Source organism: Yinghuangia sp. YIM S10712 (assembly GCF_051388935.1).
In the GTDB taxonomy this organism is placed as follows: domain Bacteria; phylum Actinomycetota; class Actinomycetes; order Streptomycetales; family Streptomycetaceae; genus Yinghuangia.
On record NZ_JBPKBI010000004.1, the window covers coordinates 230,443 to 252,466 of the forward strand.

Here is a 22,024-nt window from a genome sequence, read left to right on the forward strand (position 1 = left end):
CCCCCACCTGTTTCCCCCGGCGCCTGTGTGCGGCGAACTCCGGCGCCCGGTGAACCCGTAGGCTCACCCCGGAATCGATCGCCGGTGCCCGCGACGGGTGCCGTATCGGACCGGCAGTCGTCGGGGCAGTCGTCGGACTGGGGAGAGCGCGTGAACGACCAGCAGCGGTGGGCCGGGCAACAACCGGAATGGGAGCCGCCGCACGGGCAGCCCCCGCAGCAGGGCTTCCCGCCGCCGGCGGGTGGGCCGCCGCCGCGTCCGGCGTACGCCCCGGGTCCGCCCATGCCGCCGTCCGGCCGGTCGCACCGCTCCGGTCCGCCGGGAGGAGGCAACCGCAAGCTCGTCGTCGGCGCAGTGGCCTCGGTCGTGGCCCTCGCGGTCATCGGCGGGGGGATCTGGTTCGCTACCTCGGACGACGACGGGGACAGCGGCAACACGGCCCAGTCGGTCGGCAACTCGTCTACAAGCCCGGCGCCCGCATCCGCCTCGCCGTCGCAACCGGCCGCGCAGGGCGGCGAGACCGGCGGCACCGCGGGCGCGTCTGCGTCGGCGTCCGCATCGGCGTCGTCCTCCGCGGCGGGGAGCGGAAAGTGCACCCCGGCTTCGGGGCCGCCGAAGTCCATGACGTTCCCGTCCGTGCCGCCGATGACGATCGACAAGAACGCGTCATACGACATGACGCTGAAGACGAGCTGCGGGACCATCACCGTGCGCCTCGACGCCGCGAAGGCGCCCAACACCGTCAACTCCTTCGCTTTCCTGGCCGGTCGGGACTACTTCGACCACACGCCGTGCCACCGCCTCACGACCGAGGGCATCTTCGTCCTGCAGTGCGGCGACCCGACGGGCCGCGGAACCGGTGGGCCCGGATACCGGTTCGACGACGAGAACCTCGCCGGGGCGACGTACAAGGCGGGCACGGTCGCGATGGCCAACTCCGGGCCGGACACCAACGGCAGTCAGTTCTTCCTCGTCTACGAGGACAGCCCCCTGCCGCCCGACTACACGCCGTTCGGCACGGTGACCGCGGGCATGGACATCCTGCGCGCGATCGGCGACAACGGCGTCTGGGACGGTTCCGGCGACGGCATCCCCAAGTCCCTGGTCACCCTCGACGACGTGACGGTCGCCCGGAAGTAGCCGGAAGACTTCGGACATGCGAGTGGCCGTGGGCCGTACCGGAGTTCGGTACGGCCCACGGCCACTCTGCGGCGACTCGCAGGGCTGCTACATGTTGATCGTTTGACCTGACGCTTTCCTGACCTGCACCGATGAGCCGAAAGGGGCTCTGACGTGCAGAAACGCCCTTCACTGTCTTTCATCGCTTGCCAGCGTTTCTTGCTGGCTTGTGCCCTCGTTGTGCCCTCCCTTGCGAGAGGTCCGCCGCTGACTCTGCGTACGCGCAGACAGCAAGCGGCCCCGACACCGCGATTCCAGCGCGGGCCGGGGCCTGGACCGAACATCCCTTCTGCATCAAGGGAGGCACGATCGTGCCTGCAATCCTTCCATCTCCCGCTGGCCCCGACGACGGCCGGACCGAAACCCTCGCGACCCGTCTGGAGTCCGCGCGCCGCACGCACGCCTACGCCGTGGCTGCCGACTTCGGCACCGCGTCCACGGGTGAACTGCTGTACATCCTCGTGAGCCTGCGCGACGAGTTGGGCGCGCTCCTCGACGCCGTCGAGGTAGACCTCGACCACCAGGCGCCGGCCGCGGTCGTCGACGTGGACCTCGACCCCGACCAGCCGCTGTACGTCGTCGACCCGCTGCCCGCCCGGTTCCGGCCGGACGCGTTCCCCGCAGCGGTCGTCGTCGCGCGGCGCGTCCTCGACGAAGCGGCGGCCGTCGACGTCGTCACGGCCACCCGCATGGACATGGTCCGCGCGCAGGCCCGGCTGTCCGGTGTCCTGCAAGCGCTCGTCGCCTACTCCGGCGGGTCCGGTGTGCCGCCGCGGATCGTCGAATGGGCGCGGCAGACGGCTGCCGAGGTGAACGCCACCAACGTCGGTGAGATGTCGCTCGACGGTCTGGCGTACCAGTTCGGGCTGTTGCGGGGCACCGTGCGTGCGTTCGTCGACGCGGCCGTCCGGGGGGCGCTGTGAACCTCGACGAAGCGCACGAGTTGCGCATCCTGTCCCACCGGATCACGGTCGCCCTGGTCGTCGTCGCGATCGTCGCGATGCTGTTCAGTGCGGTGTCCGTGACGCGGTTCGCCCTCGACCATGGGGTGAGCGAGTGGACGGCGTGGGTCCTCGACCCGATGGTGTGCGTCGCCTTGTTGGCGGTGCTGTTGGCGGACGCTCGTCTCGTCGAGCTGGGCGCGGCGCCGTCCGGGTGGGCTACGGCGCTCAGGTGGTTCGCCGGCGTGACGACGTGGGCGATGAACGTGTGGTCGTCGGTCTGGCCCGACGGAGAGTTCGGCGTGCCGCGTGACGTCGACCCGGCCGGGGTGGTGCTTCACAGCGTGGCACCCGTGCTGCTGGTGCTGCTGGCGGAAGCGGCGACCGGGTACCGGCGGGTGATCGCGGCGCGCATCCGGCACCTTGAGGGCCCGGAAGCCTTTGACAATGTACAAGGCTTCCGCCCCGGGGCCGTCCACCACGGTGGACACCCTTCCCTCGGGGTCGTCGTCGACGACGCTCCGGCGTTTCAAATGAAACACCTCGGGGCCGCGGCAGCGGCGGGTGACCATCTTCGCGGCGCCCCGGAAATGGTCCTGCCGGACGCTATTCACCTGAATTGCGCAGACGCGGTGTCGTCGTGGGATGAGCCGTGGCGCGCACCGTGGGGCGACTACTGGCCCGGGCCGTTGGCTGACCACACGCAACCCCAGGAAATCGCCGCACCCTATGGAACCCGGGCGGTAACCCCGGTGGTAGCCGAGTGGCAGTCGACCATGCCGTCAGATGACCACCGACACGACCACCTCGACGACCAGCAGACGACCAGCGGAGTGGTAGCCGAGGTGGTAGCCCCGGTGGTCATGTCGCGGCCGTCGGATGACCGGTCACACGACCACCTCGACGACCACGCAGACGACCAGGCGGGAACCTCCTGCGATCCCGGGAAGATGGTCGCCCCGGTGGTAGCCGAACCGGTGCAGGACGGCCGCCTCGACGACCACGCGGGCGACGAAGGGGACACGGCAGCGTGGACCCTCGACGACCAGGCGCCGGAAGGGTACGGAGTAGTCCCGACCCCTGCGCAGGTAAAGGTAAACGCGCAGGTCACAGGGATGACGGTTGTCGCAGATCTGCGACAAGCTGGTGAGTGGATCGAGCCGAGGGCGTCTGTGGGCCGGCCGGAACCCTCCGACGCCGAGCTGCGGAAGGCCGCGCGGAAGCTGCAGATGGACGCGCTGAGGACGTCCCGGAACCCGGTGACCATTCAGACGCTGCAGACCGAACTCGGGCTGTCCCGCCGGCGTGCCGCTGCACTGCGCCGTGAGGTCGTCGGGGGTGCCCGATGACCGAGATCATCACGCGCGGCTTGTGGGAAGAGCCGGACGCGTTCCCGGCGGTGAAGCGGCCGGGCCTCGACGTCGACGAGCTGATCAAGCTGGCGAAGTTGGACGGCCCGAAACCGACGCGTGCGGTTGCCGTGCCGACCACCTCGACGACCACCGTGGTTACCGGCGAGGGGACCACCTCGGGGCGCGCCGCGCGGCGCGTACACCAGCTCGTACGCGGCCGGACGGTGGCACCCCGGGTGGTCGTGCGGGTGGTCGCCCGGACCACCGGCCGCACCCTCCTCTACGGCACGTTGGGTACCGCGCGAGCGACCGGTCACCTGTGGCGGTGGGTCCGTGCCGACGACTACGGCGCGCACATCGCGACGAAGCCGGAGATGGTCGAGAAGATCCGGCGCAGGCGACGTCTCACCCTCGCGTGGACCGGCGGACCCGCAGCGTTGTCCACAACGATCGGTGCGTTCCTGTGGACACCCACCCCGTACCTGGTCGGCACCGCCGTCTTCGGCACCGCGGCGGCTGCCGAGTGGTGGCGCAGGCGACCCAAGGACGGCGGGCCCGCGCTGATCACCGGCCGGATGGGCAGCAAAGCCGTACGCGAGGCGTTCGCCGCGGCGAAACTCGGTGAAGTCCGCGTCATCGGGCCGGTGGCGCGCGACGGCGGGGCGTGGGTGGCCATGGTCGAGTTGCCGGGCGGTGTGCCGGCGGAGAAAGCCGTCCGGCGGTGCGCCGAACTGGCGTCCGCGTTCGGCACCGACCCCGCGCAAGTCGACGCCGCACCGGTCATGGGCCACGGCGGGCGGGTGCGCCTGCGGGTGTACGACGAGCACCCGTTCGCGGGCGACTCACCCGCGAATCCGCTTGCCCGTCCCGGGGCCGGCCCGGTCGACCTGTGGGAACGCGTCGAGTTGTTCCGGGACATCCGCGACCAGGCGGTGACGGTGTCGGCGTTCGAGGGCTCGTTCCTCTACGGCGGGCAACCCGGCGCCGGAAAGTCCATGAGCGCTCTCGCGTTGCTGATGGCGGTGGGCCTCGACCCGCACGCCGAGCTGTGGCTGACGCCGGTCAAGCGCGGTGTCGACACGATGGCGTGGCACCCGATCTGTTCGCGGCTGTCGACGCCGGACGACGCGGGCAGCGTGGCCGGTCTGCTGCAGGACGCCGTCGACGAGATGGGGCGCCGGTACGACGTCATCCTCAGCAAGGGAGCAAAGAAGCTCGACCCGTCCATGGGTGAGCCTCTGCTGTTCCTGTGGGTCGACGAGCTGGCCGGCCTGTGCCTCGACCCCGACCACGGCAAGGCAATCAAGGAACTCCTGCGGAAGATCGCAGCCGAGGGACGCGCGGCCGGGATCGTGCCCGTGCTGCTGACGCAGAAGCCGGAAGACAAGGTCATCCCGAGCTTCTTGCGGGACCTGATCAAATACCGGTGGGCGGGCCGGTGCGCGACCCCGGAGATGTCCGACACCATCCTCGGACGCGGGTACGCGGCACGCGGGTTCAACGCCATGGACTTCGCCGAGGAGCACCGCGGCGCGGGCCTGTTCCTGTCGGAGTCGTCGACCCCGAAACGCGTGCGCGGGTTCTACACGCCCGACGACCACGCCGACGACGTCGCACGGCGCGCGTACGAGCTGCGGAAGCAGGCAGGCACGCTGCCCACCCTCGACGACGACCCGCGCGCTGTACTCCTGCGGTCCGTCCTCGACGTCTTCGGGGAACGGCGCCGGATCATGTCCGCCGAACTCGTCGACAAGCTCGACCAGGCCGACGATGCCGAGCATCTCGCCGACCTGCTCCGGCCGTTCGGCGTCGCACCCGCAACGCTGTGGATCGACGGCGCGGCGAAGCGAGGATACGAGCGCGAACACGTCGAATCGGCCCTCGACGCCCTGTAGGAACCGGTGCCAGAGGGGCGCAAGAACTTACGCCGAACCCGTAAGGATCTTGCGCCCCACACAAGAGGGGCGCAGGGCCGTGACCTGCGATCTTGCGCCCCTTGCGGCCCTTACAGGCACCCGCTCACACCCCTGTCAGCCGCCTGCGGCCCGTCACCCGCAGCGGTGGCGTACGAGAGCGGTTGTCCCGAAACGACCATGCGCACCGAACCGGACAACTACCGTCACACCCACACCCTCCCCCACGACCGGAGGCACCCATGAGCAACAGGCCCTTACCGGGGAACGCGGCGTTCGTCGCCGCCCGGCACGCCCGCGGCTGGTACTCGCAAGCCGCACTCGTCGACGCGTTCGAAGCCAAAGCCCGAGACCTCGGGATACGGCTCGACGTGTCCGTAAGGCAGGTCCGCAGGTGGGAAAGCGCCACCCCGCCGTGGCCGTCCCCCGACTACCAAGCCGTCCTAGAGCCGCTGTTCGGGCAGCCCCTGTCCGCCCTGGGGTTCACCCCGCCGTACGGCAACCAGGCGCAGGCAGAAGCCGTCCAAGCCGTGCGGGCGACGCAGCACACCGGGTGGTGGCGCGCCATCGTCGACGACCTGCCCGACCACCTCGACCGACTGGCCACGCTGGAATCACAGTCCGTCGGCGTCCGCTCGTACCAGACCACGATGATCCCCGGGCCGCTCCAGACGTACGAGTATGCGTGCGCAGCGATCCGCGCGACCGGTCCCGCGCTCAGTGACGAAGCCGTCCACCAACGCGCCGAGTTGCGCATGGAACGCAAACGCAGGTTCCGCCCGGCGCCCGACCACCCGGTGTGGTTCATCGTCGACGAGTCCGCGCTTCACCGCACGCTCGGCCGTCCCGACGTCCTACGCGACCAAGTCGCCCACCTCCTCGAAGAGGCGTCCCGCCGGCCGGAGTTGCGGATTCAGGTGCTGCCCCTCGACGCGGAGACGCCGATCCCGCAACCGTTCGTCCTCTACGAACTCCCGTCGCCCGCGCGGCGCGTTGTCTACCTCGAAGCGGTGGGCGACGCGATGTGTACTGACGCGGTCGAAGTCGTAGCGGGATACTCCATCGCGTACGAGAGCTTGCAGGCGGCTGCCCTGTCGCCAGCGGACTCACTGGAACACATCAGCGGGAGGTTGGCCAACCTGTGGAATCCCGACACGGCACCCTCGACGGGTGGCGCAAGTCCAGCTACAGCGGAGACACCGGATGCGTGGAGGTGGCAGCCGGAGGCGACGCCGTAGGCATCCGCGACAGCAAGACGGCGGACTCACCGGTCATCGCCGTCGGCCGTGAGGCGTGGGGAACGCTCCTCAACGGCATACAGCACCCGTAGAGCGCAGCAAGGCGAAAGCCCGACCCTGGGGGAACCAGGGTCGGGCTTTCGCGCACTCAGCCTGAGTCACACCAGCATGCCCTACCGCACAGACGCCTGTCCCGCCCGTGCCCTCAAACGAAAGACCCGCCCCCGGCGGCACACCAACAGGGCGGGTCTTGCTCAACCATGATGCCACCGCGGACCGACACGTCACCCGGCCGCACACAGCTCGTCGAGAACCGCCCCGTCAACCTCGGCCAGAGACAACGGCGTTCCCGGATGCCTGCGGCCCGTCATCGCGATGTACCGCCCCCGGGCGTACACCTCGACCGCGTACCCGCCCGCACGACGCACCCGACGACCAGGCCGAGACGGCGACCGAAGCCACACATGCAACCCGGTGCCGCTCGGCGACACCTCGGTGAACGACGCCGGCAGAGTCCGGAGAACCTTCGCGGCCCACGGCGCCAACATTCCGCGGCCGTCGACGCAGTGATCGAGGTCCACGCACACGATGCCGTCGCCGTCCGCCAAGACGAAGCCGACCCCCTCGCCTGCCGTCGACGTCGACACCGCCGCGAACGTCGACCACGTCGCCCGGTCCGTCGACGACGCAGCGCGCCCGGCCGGCGTCAAAGGCACCTTCGCCGCGTTCCTGCGCACCCACCTGCGGCGCGCGGTCAACTCCTGCGGAAGCTCCGGGCCGGCGTCGCGACGAGCCGCCGCACGCGCCCGGCACACCGCCATCCGGCACGCGCCGGAACAGAACTGAGCGTCCCGACGGGCCTTCCGCGGCAACTCGCCTGAGCAGTGCGCGCACAACCGCTTCTCCATGAACCCATTCTAGCGCGTTTCCGCAGGTCAAGCCGTCACAACAGGCCGATTCGCTGTACGGCCCGACACGGTTCGGGGCACCGGAACACCCCAGGAACACCCCGAAACAGGCCCCAGAACGGCCCCAGAAGGCCCCAGTGCTCAAAGTCCCAGACCCGTACACACAGCGAGCCGCAGCACTCCTTCGGTCTCGCGCTGGGCCCTCAGGAGTCCAGTGCCAGGGGGGTGGGGGGTCGCTGAACAGGCGGGAGCCGCCCCGTCCGTGGTGGCCCGGGGCGGCGTGGTGGTGGTCAGTGCTGGGGTTCGCCGATGGCGTGGATGTGTTCGATGGGGATGGTCCACTTCGTTCCGGTGTTGTCGGTGATGCTGACGCGGGTGGGGTTGAGGCACCGCATCGTGCCGGTGATCGACAGGGCCGGGGTGACGATGGTGACGGTGTGGCCGTTGAGCTTGGTTGCCTTCTCGGCGACGGTGCGGATGGTTGCTCCGGTGGTCATGGTCGGTGTTCTCCTGTTCATGCTGCGTCGTGTCGTTCGAGGACGGTGGCGCGTGCGGTGGCGATGGCCTCGTCGAGGCTGACGCCGGCTTTGGTGGCTTGCCCGATGCGTCCGCCGTAGATGTCGCTGACCTTCTTCAGTGCCTGGTGCATGTCGCGGGCGCACTCCCGGGCTTCCTGGAGTTCGGGCATGGTGGGGAGCCAGATGCGGGCGGTGGTGGTGGTTGCTGCCCAGCGCAGGTAGTCGGCGCCGTAGAGGCGTTTGCGGGGGTCGCCGTCGTCGGGCCACGGGTACGCGAGGCGCATCGTGCCGTAGAGGTCGAAGGTGATGGTCTCGATGTCCCACGGGTTGGCGATCTCGGCGACGGCGCCTTCGAAGTAGTGCCGGGCGCCGACAGGTTGGTCGCGTACGACTTCGGCGATGGTCTGGTATTGGGCGTCGCGGATGAGTCCGTAGACGTCGGTGAGTCGGCACAGTTCGCGGTATGCGCGGGTGTGGTCGTCGTTGTTGCTGGCCATGGCCTGTTGCATGGTGCGGATGTCGCCGAGTTGTTCGTCGACGTGTCGGGCTTGGTCGAGGGTGTCGGCGAGGCGGCCGGCGAGGTGTTCGAGGACGGGGTCGGCGTTGTCGGCGAGGAACGTCTTTTCTTTGTGCTGAAGTCGGCTGATCGCGCTGTTGACGGTGTGCACGATGCGCTTGCCGCGGACCGTACGGCGTTCGGCTTCGTCTTCCTGCTCGATGTAGTCGTCGGGGATGGGCTGTCCGTTGAGTACGGCGTTCACGATGCGGTCGACGCCGTCGCGCTTGATGGGTTCTTTGTCGCGGCCGAGGTTGACGAGGTATGCGCGGAGTTCGCCGATCGCCTCAGGGATGCGGCCGTATCCGGTGAGGGTGGCGCGTGCTGCTGCGAGTTCGCGGTTGGTGGTCACTGCTGGTCTCCTTCGATGTTGGTGGGGATGCCGAGGATGTCGGCGAGTTCGGCGTATCGGGCGACGACGACGGCGCAGGAGCTGACGTCGTCGCGCAGGTCGCCGCGGTAGCCGTGGCGGGCGTATCCGCCGGTGCAGTCGGCGCAGATGGGCTGCCCGGTGTTGTGGTGGAGGTTGAGTGCGGCGCGGGTGACGAGGGGTCGCCAGTCGGGGCCGGCGGCGACGAACTCGGCGGGGTTGCTGTTCTGGTCGGCGCCGGGCGCCGGGTTGTCGATCACGTTGACGGTGATGCCGTGGGCGCAGGTGCTTGCGATGGCGAGCCATGTGCGCGCGGGCGGTTCGCCGTCGGCCTGGTCGTCGAGGTCGTCGAGCGGGTCGAAGTCTTCGGGGTCGTCGAAGTCGGTTGCCCGCGCGTGCTGCTGGGCGACGTCCAAGGGGGTGGGGATCACGGGGTTTCTCCTTCGATGAGGTCGTCGAGGTGGTCGTAGATGCGCACGTCGACGAGGCTGTAGAAGCTTTCGAGTCCGTCGGCGAAGTAGTGCGCCCGGTCGCGGGGTGCGTAGATGGTCCGGGCGATCGACATGCGGGAGACGCGTACGGTCCCGGGCGGGTCGTCTCGGATGTACTGGGGATCGGTGCGCGGACGAGCGATGCGGCCGAATCCGCGGACTCGCGCGATCGCGTAGACGGGGAATGTCTTGCCGCGGGTGTTGTCGGTGCGGCGGTATGCCTTCCAGTACGCGGCGAGGTGGTGCAGGTCGCGTACGACGCGGTAGCCGCAGTGGCATTCGGGGTCGGGTACGGGGTGGTCGTGCTCTTCGAGGCATTCGGCGGGTCGGGCGCTTAGGTGTCCGTCGCGGAAGTTGTAGAGGAGCGCTCCGCCGCGGGCGGGGAAGACCCATTCAGCGCGCCATCCTGTGATCGCTTCGGCGCGGGGGATGTCGATGGTGTGGCCTTGTGGGATGTTCCACGGGTCGGTTGTGGTGGTGGTCATGGTGGTGTCCTCACGCGGCCGTGGGGCCGTGGTCGTCGGGGTCTTCGGCGAGGAGTCGGGCGAGTTTCCGTGCGTGTCGTCGGCGGAGTCCTGCGGCGCGTGCTGCGGCGAATTCGGCGCGCACCTGCGCCTGCCTTTCGCGGCGTCGGCGTGCGTCGTCCACCATGCGGGCGATGCGGGTGTCAGCGTCCATCGGTGCTCCCTCGGGGATGTGCGAATTAAGCGAAGTTGATGAAATAAGGGGTCTGACCTGCGGGTTCGCCTTGTTTCGCGGCGCGAAAAAAGCGAAACGAGGATCGGCGCGCGGACCTTCTTTCGCACTCTTTTCGCAGGCCCGAAGCGGGTGTTCGCGCAGGTCAGAGGGCATGTTTCATCAACTTCGCTTAATTCGCAGGGTCTGAGTAGACGAGGACCTTGGCGGACGCTCCGCCGGTCGGGCGCGGCAACATCGCGTACCCGTCCATCTCCAGCAGCTTGGAGACGAGGACGTTCTTGTCAGCGGCCTTGAGGCGGTTCCCGAACATGCGGGTCACTTGCGTCTGCGTGAGGCCGTCGGGGCCTGCGTCGCGGACGGCCCGGATGAGCTTGTCGAGGTTGACGTCTCCGGTTCCGGACCCGAGAAGCAGGTGGCGCGCGGAGTCTTGGGAGTAGCCGACGAGGTCGTACGCGGCGCGTAGGTCGTCCTCCTCGATCTGCGCCCGGTGGTCGAGGAGCGCGTACAGCATCGCGATGCGCTGGCAGTAGGCGGCGGCACGCGCGGTGAACTCCGCGACCGGGCCGGCCGACGAGTCGTCCGTCAGCGCCTCGTAAAGCTCGTCGGTGTACACCTTGCTTGCGGCCGTGCTGAAGCGGACCAGGCCGACCGACCGGGCCGCGGCGACGTGTTCGCGGAGCTTGATCCCGTAAGCGGTGACAATCTGTTCCTCGGCGCCGACGGGGTGAGGCAGCATCAGGTTGCGGTGCGAGTAGAACGGCAGGAACCGGTTGTAGGTCCCGCCGGCCATCTCGGAGTCCTGCACCTTCGCGCGGAACTCCCGCTGCGTGATGTGCGCGACGATCCCGACGTGCGGGTCGGATGCCTTGAGCTTGCTGCGGTTCATGACGGACAGGTGGTCGCCGTCCCACGCCTGCCGGAGCATGCCGGGCAGGGTGTTGCCCTCCCGCTTGCCGCGGGCCATCGTGACGGCGTACTCCGACTCGACGACCAGGCGCCGCTTGTCGTCGGGGTCGGGGCGGTCCCGCCCACCGGAGCCGCCTTCCTCGTCGTCGTCCTGGTCGCGCAGCTCCTCCAAGAGCCCTTCACCGGACGACAGTCCGCTGACGACGTTCCGCACGGCGAAAATCTCGTCAGCAGCCCGCACAATCCGCATGGCGGTGCTGCGGGAGGAACCTTTGCGTCCGGTGCTGGTGTTGCCGTAGATCAACGGCCAGATCAGGGCCGGGTGCCGGTCGTCTCCGATCCGCACGTGCGGGCCGCGGCCGACCATGACACCGCCGGCGGCCATGAGCGTCACGAGGATCGCCACGGGGTCGGCTTCCGTGGTGCTCTCGATACGCCGCACGACGGTCCCGGGGAAGCCGTGAAAGACCAGCGGGGACGGTGTTGGTCCCTCTCGGTCGGGGCGCGGCTTCCCGTCCGGCTGTACCCCGTCGTACATGGGGTTGCCGGGCAGGAAGCCGTCGATCTGGTCGCTCACGCGGCACCTTCGTTCATCTCACCCAACCGCCGGCCACCGCTCCCGGGGATGAGCACGGGCGGCCAGTTCGGGGTCTGGATCGGGGTTCGGGTCGGCGGGTACGTCCGGCGCCGGTCCTGCAACTCGGCGAAGTTGGGCAGCTTGGCCCAGTCCTTCCGCTGGTCGCGGACGACGGCGTTGCTCTGGTCGTGCGCTTCGTGCACGCGGGCAAGGTGGGCGACGTGGCCGTTCTCGACCTCGACCCGCAGGCGCTCGGCAAGCTCGACGTCGTCCTCGTACCGGGCCGCGACGTACCGCAGGAGCGCGGTGCGGACGACGGCCCTCGGGGCGGTGCGCACGTCGAGTTCGTGGAGCGGCGGAACGTCGAGGTTGCCGAGAAGCACGATCTCCTCGGCGATGACCGCGCGGATGTCGGCGGATGGTGTGGCCGGCCCGGAGGCCCGGGGCGGCCATGCGCCCCGGGCTGCCGAGTTGGTGCTGTCGGTCACCGGGTGGCCTCGATGCTGTCGAGGACGCGGGTAACCGCGAATGACACGGTGTCGGGGTTTTCGGTGCTGTTCCCGACGATGTAGTGCTGGCCGTCGTGTTCGACGTGGAGGGCGTAGGCGCCGCGGCCGAGTTCGGCGTACCGGAGCTTGACGTCCTGGTGGTCGTCGACGACGAGCCACCCGCGGCCGTCGGGCCCGGTGAGGGCGACGACGACGACGCCGAGCGGCAGACGCTCGCGGATCAGGGTGGGGAGCGTGGTCGTGGTCATCGCGCGTCCTCCTCGACCTTGCGGACGGCGATGACGTCGGCGCCGCGCGCCCACTTGGTGACGAGCGCGAAGACGACGCTTTCGACGTCGGCCGGGTCGAGGTCGTCGCGGTAGATGAGGGCCGCGGGGATGTCGTGTTCGTCGAGGAGGAACGCGTCAGCCGAGAGGCCGTCGTTGTTGCGCGGCATGTTCGCGGTGTCGGTGCTGAAGACCTGGATGCCGGCGAAGGTGACGTACTCGGCGGCGGTGGTCTCGTACCGGCCGGTGTTGGGCAGGCTCTCCGCCGGTATGGCGACGAGCTGGGGGCCGTCCGTGACGGGCGGCGGGGTCTGTGCGATGCTGGGCATCAGCGTTCCTTTCACGCGAAGTCCCGGGGTCTGGCTCTCAATCAGTCCGGGGCTTTCGCATCTCTTGAGTTGGTTCGCTTCGCGGCCTCTGCCGGGAGCCGGATCGGTGTTCGCAGCACCGGGGTCCTGGCGGGGGCCGTTCGGCATTTCAGGCAGCGTCGTCCTGGGCTTCGAGCCACGCGTCGACGATCGACCACTTGGTCTTGAGGTGGCGGCCGACCATCGTGAACTTCGGGCCTTTGCCGCGGTGGCGCCACGTGTAGATCGTCTGAAGCGGGATGTCGAGGAAGTCGGCGACCTCCTGGGCGGAGACCAGGGGCTCCCGCTTGACCCCCGTTTTGGCGCGCGTCATGTTCGCAACCTCCGTACAAGATGTTGGAAGGTGCGAACAGCTTGCGCCTACTGTTGCGCGTTCGTCAAGTCTGTGGTTCTGTTCGTGACATGCAAACACCGCAGGGGCAGAAACTCGGACCGACCGGGCAGCGCGTGGCCGCGAATGTTGAGCACGTGCGCGGCAGGATGCCGCTACGCGAACTCTCGGGACGGCTTGAGCAGTTGGGGCGGAAGATTCTGCCCTCGGGCATCATGAACGCCGAGCGGGGCACGCGGCGCGTGGATGTCGATGATCTGGTGGCGCTCGCGCTTGCATTGGAGGTCAGCCCGAACCGACTGTTGCTTCCGGCCAAGGCGGACAGCAGAGCGATTCAGTTGACCCCGTCGGTTGGCGCCACTGCTCGCGAGGCTTGGGAGTGGGCGGGCGGGGAGCAGCCGTTCCAGGAAATGCCGTGGCGTCCGGAGCGCGTTTTCGACCTGGATCGCTGGGAGCGGTTCGTCGATGAGAACCAACCTCACGTCGAACACGACCGAGCGACGGTAGAGGACGACGAGCGTTGGGCGGACGTACTGGCGCCGGTCGCTGAAGCGGTGCGGGTGGCACTTGCCGCAGGCGTTCCGGCCGCGTCCATCAAGACGGTCGTCGACTCCGCGGCGACGATGCACAACCTGCACCAGCACATGGAGCGGAAGCGTTCGCAGCAGTCCGAGGAGAACAGCAGTGGCTGACGTCTACGACCGGTGGCACAAGTCGCGGCCGGGGGATGATGACCCGCCGTGTGGGCAGCACAGCAGTCGTACGAGGAAGCTGGTCGCGACGGCTGACCACGGCAAGGGGAAGCGCTGGCAAGTCCGGTATCGGGACGCGGACGGGGCGCAGCGCAAGGAGAACTACGAGACGCAGGCGGCGGCCGAGGTCGCTGCGGCCAAGGTCAAGACGCAGCTTGCCGAGGGTACGTACCGCGACCCGAACGCGGGCAAGGTCACCGTCGCGTCCCGGGCACGCGAGTATCTGGCCGGCCTGACGGACGACCCCAGCACCATCGCGATTTGGACTGGGCACGTCGAGGCACACATCGTTCCCGAACTCGGCACCCGCGAGATGCGCGCTGTGAGGCCGTCCACGGTGCAGACGTTCATCAAGCAACTTGAGGCCAAGGGCCTGGGGCCGTCGACGATCGGCGATGTCCTCAGCACGCTTTCCGCGATCTTCAACGTGGCGGTTGAAGACGGAGACGTTCAGAAGAACCCGTGCAAGTCGCAATCGGTCAAGCCACCCAAGGCGACATCCGCGAAGGCGGAACCGTGGCCGCTTGCCCGCGTGCACGCGGTCACGGATGCCTTGCCGGAGCGGTACCGGATTCTGAGTGTCGCCGCGTTCGGGTGCGGCCTGCGGCAGGGCGAGGCTTTCGCCCTCGGCATCGACGACGTCGACTTTCTGCGGCACACGGTGCACGTACGCCGACAGATCAAAATCGTGAAGGGCAGTCTGGTGTTCGCGCCCCCGAAGGGTGGCAAGGAGCGGGACGTTCCGCTCCCGGATGAGGTGGCGAACCGGATCAGCTCGCAGTTGCAGAAACTGCCCGCGGTCGAAGTGACGTTGCCGTGGCGGGTGCCGGACGGGAAGCCGGTGACAGCGCGTCTGATCACGACCAATCCGGACGGCTCGGCGTTGATCCGGAGCACGTTCAACCACGTGTGGATGTCCGCGCTCGTCGTGGCGGGTGTCATCCCGAAGCCGCGTCGCTCGCGCACTCCGGAGGAACGGGAGCGCGCCGGCGTCGGCCGGTCGTCGGACAACCGGAAGTACGGCATGCACGCGCTGCGGCACACGTACGCGAGCGTGCTCCTCGACGCCGGCGAGAGCATCCGCGCTCTGGCCGACTACCTCGGGCACTCCGACCCGGCGTTCACGCTGCGTACGTACGCGCACATGATGCCGACGAGTCAGAACCGCACGCGGAAGGCCGTCGACCGTGCGTTCAGCTACACGGCCGACGACCAAGATCATTCCGCTAGTGCCCTCACTGTGCCCTCGTGACCTACTGAACCGACGTTGTTGCAGGTCAGAGCCGAATGCGTCACATGTTGATCATGTGGCCGGCGAGGCCGTGGACCGCTTCCTTGACCGCCTCGCCCAGGGTCGGGTGGGCGTGCACGTTGCGGGCGATCTCGTGGACGGTGAGGTCCCACTGCTGTGCGAGCGTGAGTTCGGGCAGCAGTTCGGTGGCCTCGGGGCCGATGATGTGAGCGCCGAGGAGTTCGCCGTATTTGGCGTCGCTCAGCATCTTGACGAAGCCGACCGGCTCGCCGAGGCCGTGCGCCTTGCCGTTCGCGGTGAACGGGAACTTGGCGACCTTGACGTCGTAGCCCTGTTCGCGCGCCTGTGCCTCGGTAAGGCCGAAGCTGGCGATCTGCGGCTGACAGTAGGTCGCGCGCGGCACCATGATGTACTCGACCGGCATCGTCTCCGCGCCGGCGATCGTCTCCGCGGCGACGACGCCCATGGACTCCGCGGTGTGCGCGAGCATCAGCTTGGCGGTGACGTCGCCGATGGCGTAGATGTGCGGGACGCTGGTGCGGCAGTAGTCGTCGATATCGATCGCACCGCGCTCGGTGAGCCGGACTCCCGTGTTCTCCAGGCCGTAACCGGAGACGCGCGGCTGGAAGCCGATGGCCTGGAGGACCTGGTCGGCGCGCAGTTCCTGGCGGGCGCCGTCCTTGCCGGTGACCGTGACGGTGACGCCCTGGGCGTCCTCGGCGATGGACTCGACGCGGGTCGAGGTGAGGACGTCGATGCCGAGCTTGCGGTAGCGGCGGGCGAGTTCGGCGGAGACCTCTTCGTCTTCGAGGGGAACGACGCGGTCCAGGAACTCCACGACGGTGACCGAGACACCGAAGCTGTTCATGACGTACGCGAATTCGACGCCGATCGCGCCCGCGCCGACGATGACGATGCTGCCGGGCAGCTTGTCGGTGAGGATCTGCTCCTCGTACGTGCGGACCCGCTCGCTGAGCTGTGTCCCGGGCAGCAGCCGCGTGGTGGCGCCGACCGCGACGATGCAGTTGTCGAAGGTGACTCGGGAGGCCGTGCCGTCGGAGCCGGCGACCTGGAGGGTGTTCGCGTCGAGGAAGGTGCCGACGCCCGCGTACTGCGTGATGTTGTTCTTCTTCATCAGGTAGTGGACGCCCTTGACGCGGCCGTCCGCGACGCGGCGGCTGCGGGCGTGCGCCTCACCGTAGTTGAGGCTGACCGGGCCCTCGATGTCGATGCCGAAGCTCTTGGCCTCGTGTGTCACCAGATGCGCGAGCTCGGCGCTGCGCAGCAGGGCCTTCGACGGGATGCAGCCGACGTTGAGGCAGACACCGCCCCAGTACTTCTCCTCCACGATCGCGGTGCGCAGTCCCAACTGCGACGCCCGGATCGCGGCGACGTAGCCGCCCGGTCCCGCGCCCAGGACCACCACGTCGAAATGTCCGTCGGCCATGCCGGATTCCCCTCTCGCTCGGTTCCTCTATCCCAGCACCACGGTTCGGTCACCGTGCATGCGGGGCCGGGTCGCCGCCCGGCTGTGGGGCTCGGGGCGCGATGTGTGCCCCGAGCGGGTCTCAGCGCGGCAGCCGTCGCCACAACGGACGGGGCATGAACCGCATTCCCGCGAAGACGGGGCGCAGCGTGCCGGGCACCCACACCTCGCCTTTTCCGCGCAGGAGGGCTTTCACGGTCGCGTCCGCGACCTGGTCGGGGGTGCTGGACAGCGGCGCGGGCTTCATGCCCTCGGTCATCCGGCCGATCACGAATCCGGGCCGGACCAGGAGCAGATGGACGCCGCTGCCGGCGAGGGCGTCGGCGAGGCCACTGGCGAAACCGTCGAGGCCGGCCTTGGCGGAGCCGTACACGTAATTGGCGCGGCGGACGCGGACGCCGGCGACGGACGAGAAGACGACCAGTCGGCCGTGTCCCTGCTTGCGGAGCAGGGTGGCGAGGTGCGTGAGGATGCTGACGTGCGCGACGTAGTCGGTGTGTACGACGGCGAGGGCGTGGTCGGCGTCGGTCTCCGCGCGCTGCTGGTCGCCGAGAATGCCGAACGCGGTGACGACGACGTCGAGCGGGCCGTGTTCTGCGGCGACGCGGTCGAGGAAAGGGCGGTGCGCGGCGACGTCGTCGGCGTCGAACTCCTCGCGGACCACGTCGGCTCCGGCGGCGCGCAGCTCGGCTTCCTGGGTGTCGAGGTCGCTGCTGCGACGGGCGGCGAGGATCACGCGGCGGGCACCGCGGCGGGCGAGGCGTACGGCGACGGCTGTGCCGATCTCGCTGCGTCCGCCGAGCACGAGGACGGTTCCGGTCACCGCGTTCACTCCGGTCGCTCGGTCTGTCGGGGGGTTTCGGTCGCTTGGGTCGCTTGGGTCGCTTGAGGCACTCGAATCACTTCGTACGCTCGGTCACTTCGGTCATGGCGGGCGCTGGAGTCGCTTCGGTCACTGCGGTCGCTCGCGGCACGAGGGACAGTCTGCCGGACCGGGAGGGTGCGCCGGGACGCATGGCGCAATGAAGGCTGCGTGATCCGGACTGCGGCCGGCGGTTGCTTCGTCTTCGTCGGGCCTGATGACGTCGGCCACTCGTTCGGCGGAGCGTGCGCCCCGCCGAACGGGTCACGGGTGTCAGTCGTTCGGGTGCCCGTCCAAGCCCCGGCCGTCCCCCGGACGGACGGAAGGGCAGGGTTGCGGGCGTGACCGAAGCGCGAACCGCCCCGAAGTCCCCGAGCCCTTCGGCTCCGCCGGGGGAGCCGCTGGTCGTTCTCAAGGGCGTCAACAAGTACTACGGGTCGCTGCATGTGCTGCGCGACATCGACCTGGCCGTGGACCGCAACGAAGTCGTGGTGCTCATCGGCCCGTCCGGGTCCGGCAAGTCGACGCTGTGCCGCACGATCAACCGCCTGGAGACCATCGAGTCGGGCACGATCACCGTCGACGGCGAGCCGCTGCCGGCCGAGGGCCGGGCGTTGGCCCGGCTGCGCGCCGAAGTCGGCATGGTGTTCCAGTCGTTCAACCTCTTCGCGCACAAGACGGTCCTCGACAACGTCACGCTCGCACCGATCAGGGTGCGCGGACGGGGTCGGGCGGAGGCGGAGAAGCGCGCCCGCGAACTGCTCGACCGGGTCGGACTCGCCGACCAGGCCGGCAAGTTCCCCGGCCAACTGTCGGGCGGTCAGCAGCAGCGGGTGGCGATCGCGCGCTCGCTGGCGATGGAACCGAAGGTAATGCTGTTCGACGAGCCGACGTCGGCGCTCGACCCCGAGATGATCAACGAGGTCCTGGAGGTCATGCGGGCGCTCGCAGCCGACGGCATGACGATGATCGTCGTCACCCACGAGATGGGGTTCGCCCGGTCCGCCGCGAACCGCGTGGTGTTCATGGCCGACGGGCAGATCGTGGAGGTCCGGCCGCCCGCCGAGTTCTTCGACGCGCCGCGGAGTGCGCGCGCCCGCGACTTCCTGTCCAAGATCCTGCACCACTGAGGGCGGGCTCGAATGCACAGCTTGGGGCGTCCCCATGCGATTCGCGGGGCGGTGCGTCTGGCGATGGCGCTGACGGTGTTGGCGGCGCTGGTGTCGGCGGCGGCGTGCGGGCGCGACGGGACGCCGCCGCCGAAAGGGCCGGACCAACGCGAGTTGCCGGCGTACCAAGTCGACTCGGCGGCCGACGTCGCCGACTCGCCGACGTGGCGAGCCGCGCGCGACCGCGGGAGGCTGATCGTCGGGACCAAGGCCGACCAGCCGTACGTTGCACAGCAGGATCCCGCGAACGGCAGGTACTCCGGGTTCGACATCGAGATCGCCAAAATGATCGCGGCGGACCTCGGATTCGCCCCGGACCGGATCGAGTTCAAGACGATCGCCTCGGCGAACCGCGAGACGGCTCTGCAGAACGGCCAGGTCGACTTGTACGCGGGCACGTACACCATCAACGACAACCGCAAGAAGTCCGTGGGCTTCGCCGGGCCGTACTACATGGCCGGGCAGTCCCTGCTGGTGCGCGCGGACGAGACGGACATCGCCGGCCCCGACGACCTCGCGGGCCGGAAAGTCTGCTCGGTGGCCGGCTCGACGCCATACCAGCGGTTGCAGCGCGATTTCCCGAGGGTGAAGTTGATCGGCTACGACAGCTATTCGGTGTGCGTCGACAACCTGATCAGCTATCAGGTGGACGCGGTCAGCACCGACGACACGATCCTCATGGGCTACGCCGCCAAGGTGCCGGACCAGTTGAAGATCGCCGGCCGGCCCTTCTCTCAGGAGCCCTATGGCATCGGAGTGCCGCGCGACGACCGGGCGTTCCGGCTCGCCGTCGACGACGCGATCGCGCGGCACCAGGCGAACGGCGACTGGAGGCGGGCGTACGACGCGACCCTCGGGCTGTCGGGCGTTCCGGCACCCGAACCGCCCGCGATCGACCGGTATTAGGACCACGCGGAGGGGACGCAGGCGAATGCGGGGTGAGGGAATGTCAGGGGTCCGCCGACAATGAACGTCCTGTTCGACAACTGGGACATCTACTGGGAAGGCTTCATCGGCACCATCGAGCTCACCGCGGTCGCGGCGGCGCTCGCGCTGGTGGCGGGTGTGCTGGTGGCCGCGTGCCGGGTCTCCCCCGTCGCACCCTTGCGGGTGTTCGGCGCGCTGTGGGTGACCATCTTGCGCAACACGCCGCTGACACTGCTGTTCTTCGCCGTGGTGCTGGGCCTGCCGCGCTTCGGGATCGTGCTGCCGTTCTTCGCGTTCGCGGCGCTGGCGCTGGGGTGCTACACGTCGGCGTTCATCTGCGAGGCGGTCCGCTCGGGCGTCAACACGGTGCCGGCCGGGCAGGGCGAGGCGGCGCGCAGTCTCGGCATGACGTTCGGTCAGACGCTGCAACTGATCGTGATGCCACAGGCGTTCCGCTCGGTGGTCCCACCGATCGGCAGCACATTGATCGCGCTGGCCAAGAACTCGGCGATCGCCGGCTCGTTCAGCGTCGTGGAGCTGCTGGGCACGTACCGCACGCTCAACGAGATGGGCTACAGCATCGTGTGGACTTTCGTCTGGATCGCCGCGGGCTACCTGGTCGTCACGCTGTCGATCAGCGCGGCGTTCCGGCTCATCGAGCGGCGCTGGGAGGTGGCCCGGTGACCGCGCAGGCTGTGGCGCTGTACGACGAGCCGGGTCCGAAGGCGCTGGCCCGGCACCGGCTTTACGGCGCCTTGGCGCTGCTGGTGCTGGCCGGGGTCGTCGCGTGGCTGGTCTACAAGCTCTTCGACACCGGGCAGTTCACCGCGGAGAAGTGGAACGCCTTCACCTACAAGGGCATTCAGGAACTGCTGCTGCGCGGTCTCGGCAACACGTTGCGCGCGTTCGCGTGGGCCGCGGTGTTGTCGCTGGCCTTCGGTGCGGTGTTCGCGGCGGGGCGGCTGTCGGACCACCGGGTGGTCCGCTGGCTCTCGACCCTGGTCGTGGAGTTCTTCCGGGCGATGCCGGTACTGGTGATGATCTTCTTCATCTTCATCGCGCTCAAGGTGGAGCCGCGATGGGCGCTCGTCGCCGGGCTGACGCTGTACAACGGGTCGGTGCTCGCGGAGGTGTTCCGGGCCGGCGTGCACTCTGTGCCGCGCGGGCAAGGCGAGGCGGCGTACGCGCTGGGCATGCGCAAGACGCAGGTGATGACATACGTGCTGATCCCGCAGGGCGTGCGCGCGATGCTGCCGGCGGTCATCTCCCAGTTGGTTGTGGCGCTGAAGGACACCTCGCTGGGCTTCCTGATCTCCTATGAGGAGTTCTTGTACGCGGGCCGGCAGATCGCCACGAACCTTGACTACAGCCTGCCGTTCATCCCGGTGGTGATGGTCATCGCCCCCGTCTACATCGGCATGTGCATGGCGTTGTCCGGACTCGCGAAATGGGTCGAGCAGCGCGGGCGGCGCAGCAGCCGTACGGGCTGACACCGCAAGCGGACGCACGTCACACCCCGGCCGGGAGTCTCGGCCGGGGTTTTCGTGTTGTCGTCAGCGATGAGTCCGGCACCGCCGGCGGGTCTTCATTGACGGAAGGCCGGTCGCGGGCAGCGGCCATTGAGGAACGAAGGCTTCCTATATGGCTTCTAGAGTCGACACAGCGAACGAAGGAAGTGCGGAACCCGGGTGGGGCTCTTCCCCGACGAAGGGGTGGGGACAGCCCCACCCCAAGACGGAAGCGACCCGTATGGGCTCCGCGACCTGGGGTTTCTAGATTTGAGGCAGTCGAGGGCCACGGGAGATCGGGTCCGCGGGGGCGAAGGAGCCGCTAGTGAGCAGCAGCACGGGAACCGCGATGGCAGCAGCGAGGAACGGCAACGGGCCGGTGGCCTCGTTCGTGCGCTTCGTGGTCTTCGGGGGCGGTACGGGGCTCGCGGCGAGCGGTGTGCTGCTGCTCCTGTCGAGCCACATGTCGCTGGCGCTGGCGAACGCGATCGTCAGCGTCTTGTCGACGGTCGTCGCCAACGAGCTGCACAGCCGTCTGACCTTCCGCAGCGGCGAGCGCGGCTGGCGGATGCACATGAAGTCGAGCGGCACTGTCGTGGTCGGCTACATATTCACGACCGCGGCGATGACGGCTCTGCACACGATCGTCGCGGAACCGAGCGTGGTCACCGAGCAGGCGGTGTACCTGACCGCGTCGGCCCTCGCCGGCATCGGCCGGTTCGCGGTGCTGCGGGTGTACGTGTTCGCGACGCGCACCAAGACTCCGACCGTGCGGCCGGCCGAGCAGCCGACGGCCGCCCCGGCACTGGACCGCACCGCGGTCGCCGTCGCGGCCTGACGCGACAGGCCGCACGCACTCCTGCACCGCTGCTTCTCTCTCCCCCGCGTCAACCCGCTCGCCCCACCCCTCGCTCTCCCGCCCTCTCCCGCCCTCTCCCACTCGCGG

General features: G+C 69.0%; 26 protein-coding genes. 13 read left to right on the forward strand and 13 right to left on the reverse strand.

The window, feature by feature from the left end; all coding sequences use genetic code 11:
- Nucleotides 1–150 precede the first annotated feature (150 nt).
- The 6 genes from ACRX5W_RS12970 to ACRX5W_RS12995 all read left to right on the forward strand — a co-directional run bounded on the left by ACRX5W_RS12970 (nt 151) and on the right by ACRX5W_RS12995 (nt 6,715).
- The gene (locus tag ACRX5W_RS12970) at nt 151–1,140 is read left to right on the forward strand and encodes a peptidylprolyl isomerase (RefSeq protein WP_436788219.1); all 990 of its coding nucleotides are present in this window, start codon (nt 151–153) and stop codon (nt 1,138–1,140) included.
- Between the two features lie 350 nt (nt 1,141–1,490).
- Entirely contained in the window at nt 1,491–2,102 is a 612-nt protein-coding gene (locus ACRX5W_RS12975) for a hypothetical protein (RefSeq protein ID WP_436788220.1), read from the forward strand.
- Between the two features lie 98 nt (nt 2,103–2,200).
- Nucleotides 2,201–3,469 (forward strand): hypothetical protein, encoded by a 1,269-nt coding sequence (locus ACRX5W_RS12980; protein ID WP_436788221.1) that lies wholly within the window; start codon nt 2,201–2,203, stop codon nt 3,467–3,469.
- Entirely contained in the window at nt 3,466–5,367 is a 1,902-nt protein-coding gene (locus tag ACRX5W_RS12985) for a hypothetical protein (protein WP_436788222.1), read from the forward strand. The genes ACRX5W_RS12980 and ACRX5W_RS12985 overlap by 4 nt, the downstream gene beginning before the upstream one ends.
- 260 nt (nt 5,368–5,627) lie before the next feature.
- Nucleotides 5,628–6,623 carry a DUF5753 domain-containing protein gene (locus ACRX5W_RS12990; protein ID WP_436788223.1) on the forward strand — a complete coding sequence of 332 codons (996 nt, stop codon included), beginning with the start codon at nt 5,628–5,630 and terminating at the stop codon, nt 6,621–6,623.
- The gene (locus ACRX5W_RS12995; protein WP_436788224.1) at nt 6,599–6,715 is read left to right on the forward strand and encodes a DUF397 domain-containing protein; all 117 of its coding nucleotides are present in this window, start codon (nt 6,599–6,601) and stop codon (nt 6,713–6,715) included. The genes ACRX5W_RS12990 and ACRX5W_RS12995 overlap by 25 nt, the downstream gene beginning before the upstream one ends.
- A gap of 192 nt (nt 6,716–6,907) precedes the next feature.
- Here ACRX5W_RS12995 and ACRX5W_RS13000 read toward each other — a convergent pair whose 3' ends face one another.
- The 11 genes from ACRX5W_RS13000 to ACRX5W_RS13050 form a co-directional block, all read right to left on the reverse strand.
- Nucleotides 6,908–7,531: a bifunctional DNA primase/polymerase gene (locus ACRX5W_RS13000; RefSeq protein ID WP_436788225.1), complete on the reverse strand. Its 624-nt coding sequence runs from the start codon at nt 7,529–7,531 to the stop codon at nt 6,908–6,910.
- Between the two features lie 290 nt (nt 7,532–7,821).
- Nucleotides 7,822–8,028 carry a hypothetical protein gene (locus ACRX5W_RS13005; RefSeq protein ID WP_436788226.1) on the reverse strand — a complete coding sequence of 69 codons (207 nt, stop codon included), beginning with the start codon at nt 8,026–8,028 and terminating at the stop codon, nt 7,822–7,824.
- A 17-nt stretch (nt 8,029–8,045) separates the two neighbouring features.
- Entirely contained in the window at nt 8,046–8,957 is a 912-nt protein-coding gene (locus ACRX5W_RS13010) for a hypothetical protein (RefSeq protein ID WP_436788227.1), read from the reverse strand.
- The gene (locus tag ACRX5W_RS13015; RefSeq protein WP_436788228.1) at nt 8,954–9,406 is read right to left on the reverse strand and encodes a hypothetical protein; all 453 of its coding nucleotides are present in this window, start codon (nt 9,404–9,406) and stop codon (nt 8,954–8,956) included. The genes ACRX5W_RS13010 and ACRX5W_RS13015 overlap by 4 nt, the downstream gene beginning before the upstream one ends.
- The gene (locus ACRX5W_RS13020; RefSeq protein ID WP_436788229.1) at nt 9,403–9,951 is read right to left on the reverse strand and encodes a hypothetical protein; all 549 of its coding nucleotides are present in this window, start codon (nt 9,949–9,951) and stop codon (nt 9,403–9,405) included. Before ACRX5W_RS13020 ends, ACRX5W_RS13015 begins: the two co-directional genes overlap by 4 nt.
- Nucleotides 9,952–9,961: 10 nt before the next feature.
- Nucleotides 9,962–10,144 (reverse strand): hypothetical protein, encoded by a 183-nt coding sequence (locus ACRX5W_RS13025; RefSeq protein WP_436788230.1) that lies wholly within the window; start codon nt 10,142–10,144, stop codon nt 9,962–9,964.
- Nucleotides 10,145–10,334: 190 nt separating this feature from the next.
- Entirely contained in the window at nt 10,335–11,648 is a 1,314-nt protein-coding gene (locus ACRX5W_RS13030) for a DUF3987 domain-containing protein (protein WP_436788231.1), read from the reverse strand.
- Nucleotides 11,645–12,136 carry a hypothetical protein gene (locus ACRX5W_RS13035; protein WP_436788232.1) on the reverse strand — a complete coding sequence of 164 codons (492 nt, stop codon included), beginning with the start codon at nt 12,134–12,136 and terminating at the stop codon, nt 11,645–11,647. Before ACRX5W_RS13035 ends, ACRX5W_RS13030 begins: the two co-directional genes overlap by 4 nt.
- Nucleotides 12,133–12,405, reverse strand: coding sequence for a hypothetical protein (locus ACRX5W_RS13040; RefSeq protein ID WP_436788233.1), 273 nt, complete (start codon nt 12,403–12,405; stop codon nt 12,133–12,135). The genes ACRX5W_RS13035 and ACRX5W_RS13040 overlap by 4 nt, the downstream gene beginning before the upstream one ends.
- A complete protein-coding gene (locus ACRX5W_RS13045; RefSeq protein WP_436788234.1) occupies nt 12,402–12,752 on the reverse strand; it encodes a hypothetical protein in 351 nt (116 codons plus the stop codon). Before ACRX5W_RS13045 ends, ACRX5W_RS13040 begins: the two co-directional genes overlap by 4 nt.
- A 148-nt stretch (nt 12,753–12,900) precedes the next feature.
- Nucleotides 12,901–13,104, reverse strand: a complete 204-nt coding sequence (locus ACRX5W_RS13050) for a helix-turn-helix domain-containing protein (RefSeq protein ID WP_436788235.1) — start codon at nt 13,102–13,104, stop codon at nt 12,901–12,903.
- Between the two features lie 89 nt (nt 13,105–13,193).
- Here ACRX5W_RS13050 and ACRX5W_RS13055 point away from each other — a divergent pair, with 89 nt between their 5' ends.
- Nucleotides 13,194–13,814 (forward strand): hypothetical protein, encoded by a 621-nt coding sequence (locus ACRX5W_RS13055; protein ID WP_436788236.1) that lies wholly within the window; start codon nt 13,194–13,196, stop codon nt 13,812–13,814.
- Complete coding sequence (locus tag ACRX5W_RS13060) at nt 13,807–15,126, forward strand: tyrosine-type recombinase/integrase (RefSeq protein WP_436788237.1); 1,320 nt, start codon at nt 13,807–13,809, stop codon at nt 15,124–15,126. Before ACRX5W_RS13055 ends, ACRX5W_RS13060 begins: the two co-directional genes overlap by 8 nt.
- A 40-nt stretch (nt 15,127–15,166) precedes the next feature.
- Here ACRX5W_RS13060 and lpdA read toward each other — a convergent pair whose 3' ends face one another.
- Both lpdA and ACRX5W_RS13070 read right to left on the reverse strand, forming a co-directional pair.
- Complete coding sequence (gene lpdA / locus ACRX5W_RS13065; protein ID WP_436788238.1) at nt 15,167–16,573, reverse strand: dihydrolipoyl dehydrogenase; 1,407 nt, start codon at nt 16,571–16,573, stop codon at nt 15,167–15,169.
- A gap of 121 nt (nt 16,574–16,694) precedes the next feature.
- Entirely contained in the window at nt 16,695–17,435 is a 741-nt protein-coding gene (locus ACRX5W_RS13070) for an SDR family NAD(P)-dependent oxidoreductase (protein WP_436788239.1), read from the reverse strand.
- A gap of 440 nt (nt 17,436–17,875) precedes the next feature.
- Here ACRX5W_RS13070 and ACRX5W_RS13075 point away from each other — a divergent pair, with 440 nt between their 5' ends.
- From ACRX5W_RS13075 to ACRX5W_RS13095, 5 genes are all read left to right on the forward strand, one after another.
- Nucleotides 17,876–18,604, forward strand: a complete 729-nt coding sequence (locus ACRX5W_RS13075; RefSeq protein ID WP_436788336.1) for an amino acid ABC transporter ATP-binding protein — start codon at nt 17,876–17,878, stop codon at nt 18,602–18,604.
- 63 nt (nt 18,605–18,667) lie between these two features.
- On the forward strand, nt 18,668–19,549 hold the full coding sequence (locus ACRX5W_RS13080) for a glutamate ABC transporter substrate-binding protein (RefSeq protein WP_436788337.1): 882 nt from the start codon (nt 18,668–18,670) through the stop codon (nt 19,547–19,549).
- A gap of 60 nt (nt 19,550–19,609) precedes the next feature.
- Nucleotides 19,610–20,254 (forward strand): amino acid ABC transporter permease, encoded by a 645-nt coding sequence (locus tag ACRX5W_RS13085; RefSeq protein ID WP_436788240.1) that lies wholly within the window; start codon nt 19,610–19,612, stop codon nt 20,252–20,254.
- The gene (locus tag ACRX5W_RS13090; protein ID WP_436788241.1) at nt 20,251–21,060 is read left to right on the forward strand and encodes an amino acid ABC transporter permease; all 810 of its coding nucleotides are present in this window, start codon (nt 20,251–20,253) and stop codon (nt 21,058–21,060) included. Before ACRX5W_RS13085 ends, ACRX5W_RS13090 begins: the two co-directional genes overlap by 4 nt.
- A gap of 343 nt (nt 21,061–21,403) precedes the next feature.
- Entirely contained in the window at nt 21,404–21,916 is a 513-nt protein-coding gene (locus ACRX5W_RS13095) for a GtrA family protein (protein ID WP_436788242.1), read from the forward strand.
- Nucleotides 21,917–22,024: the final 108 nt, after the last annotated feature.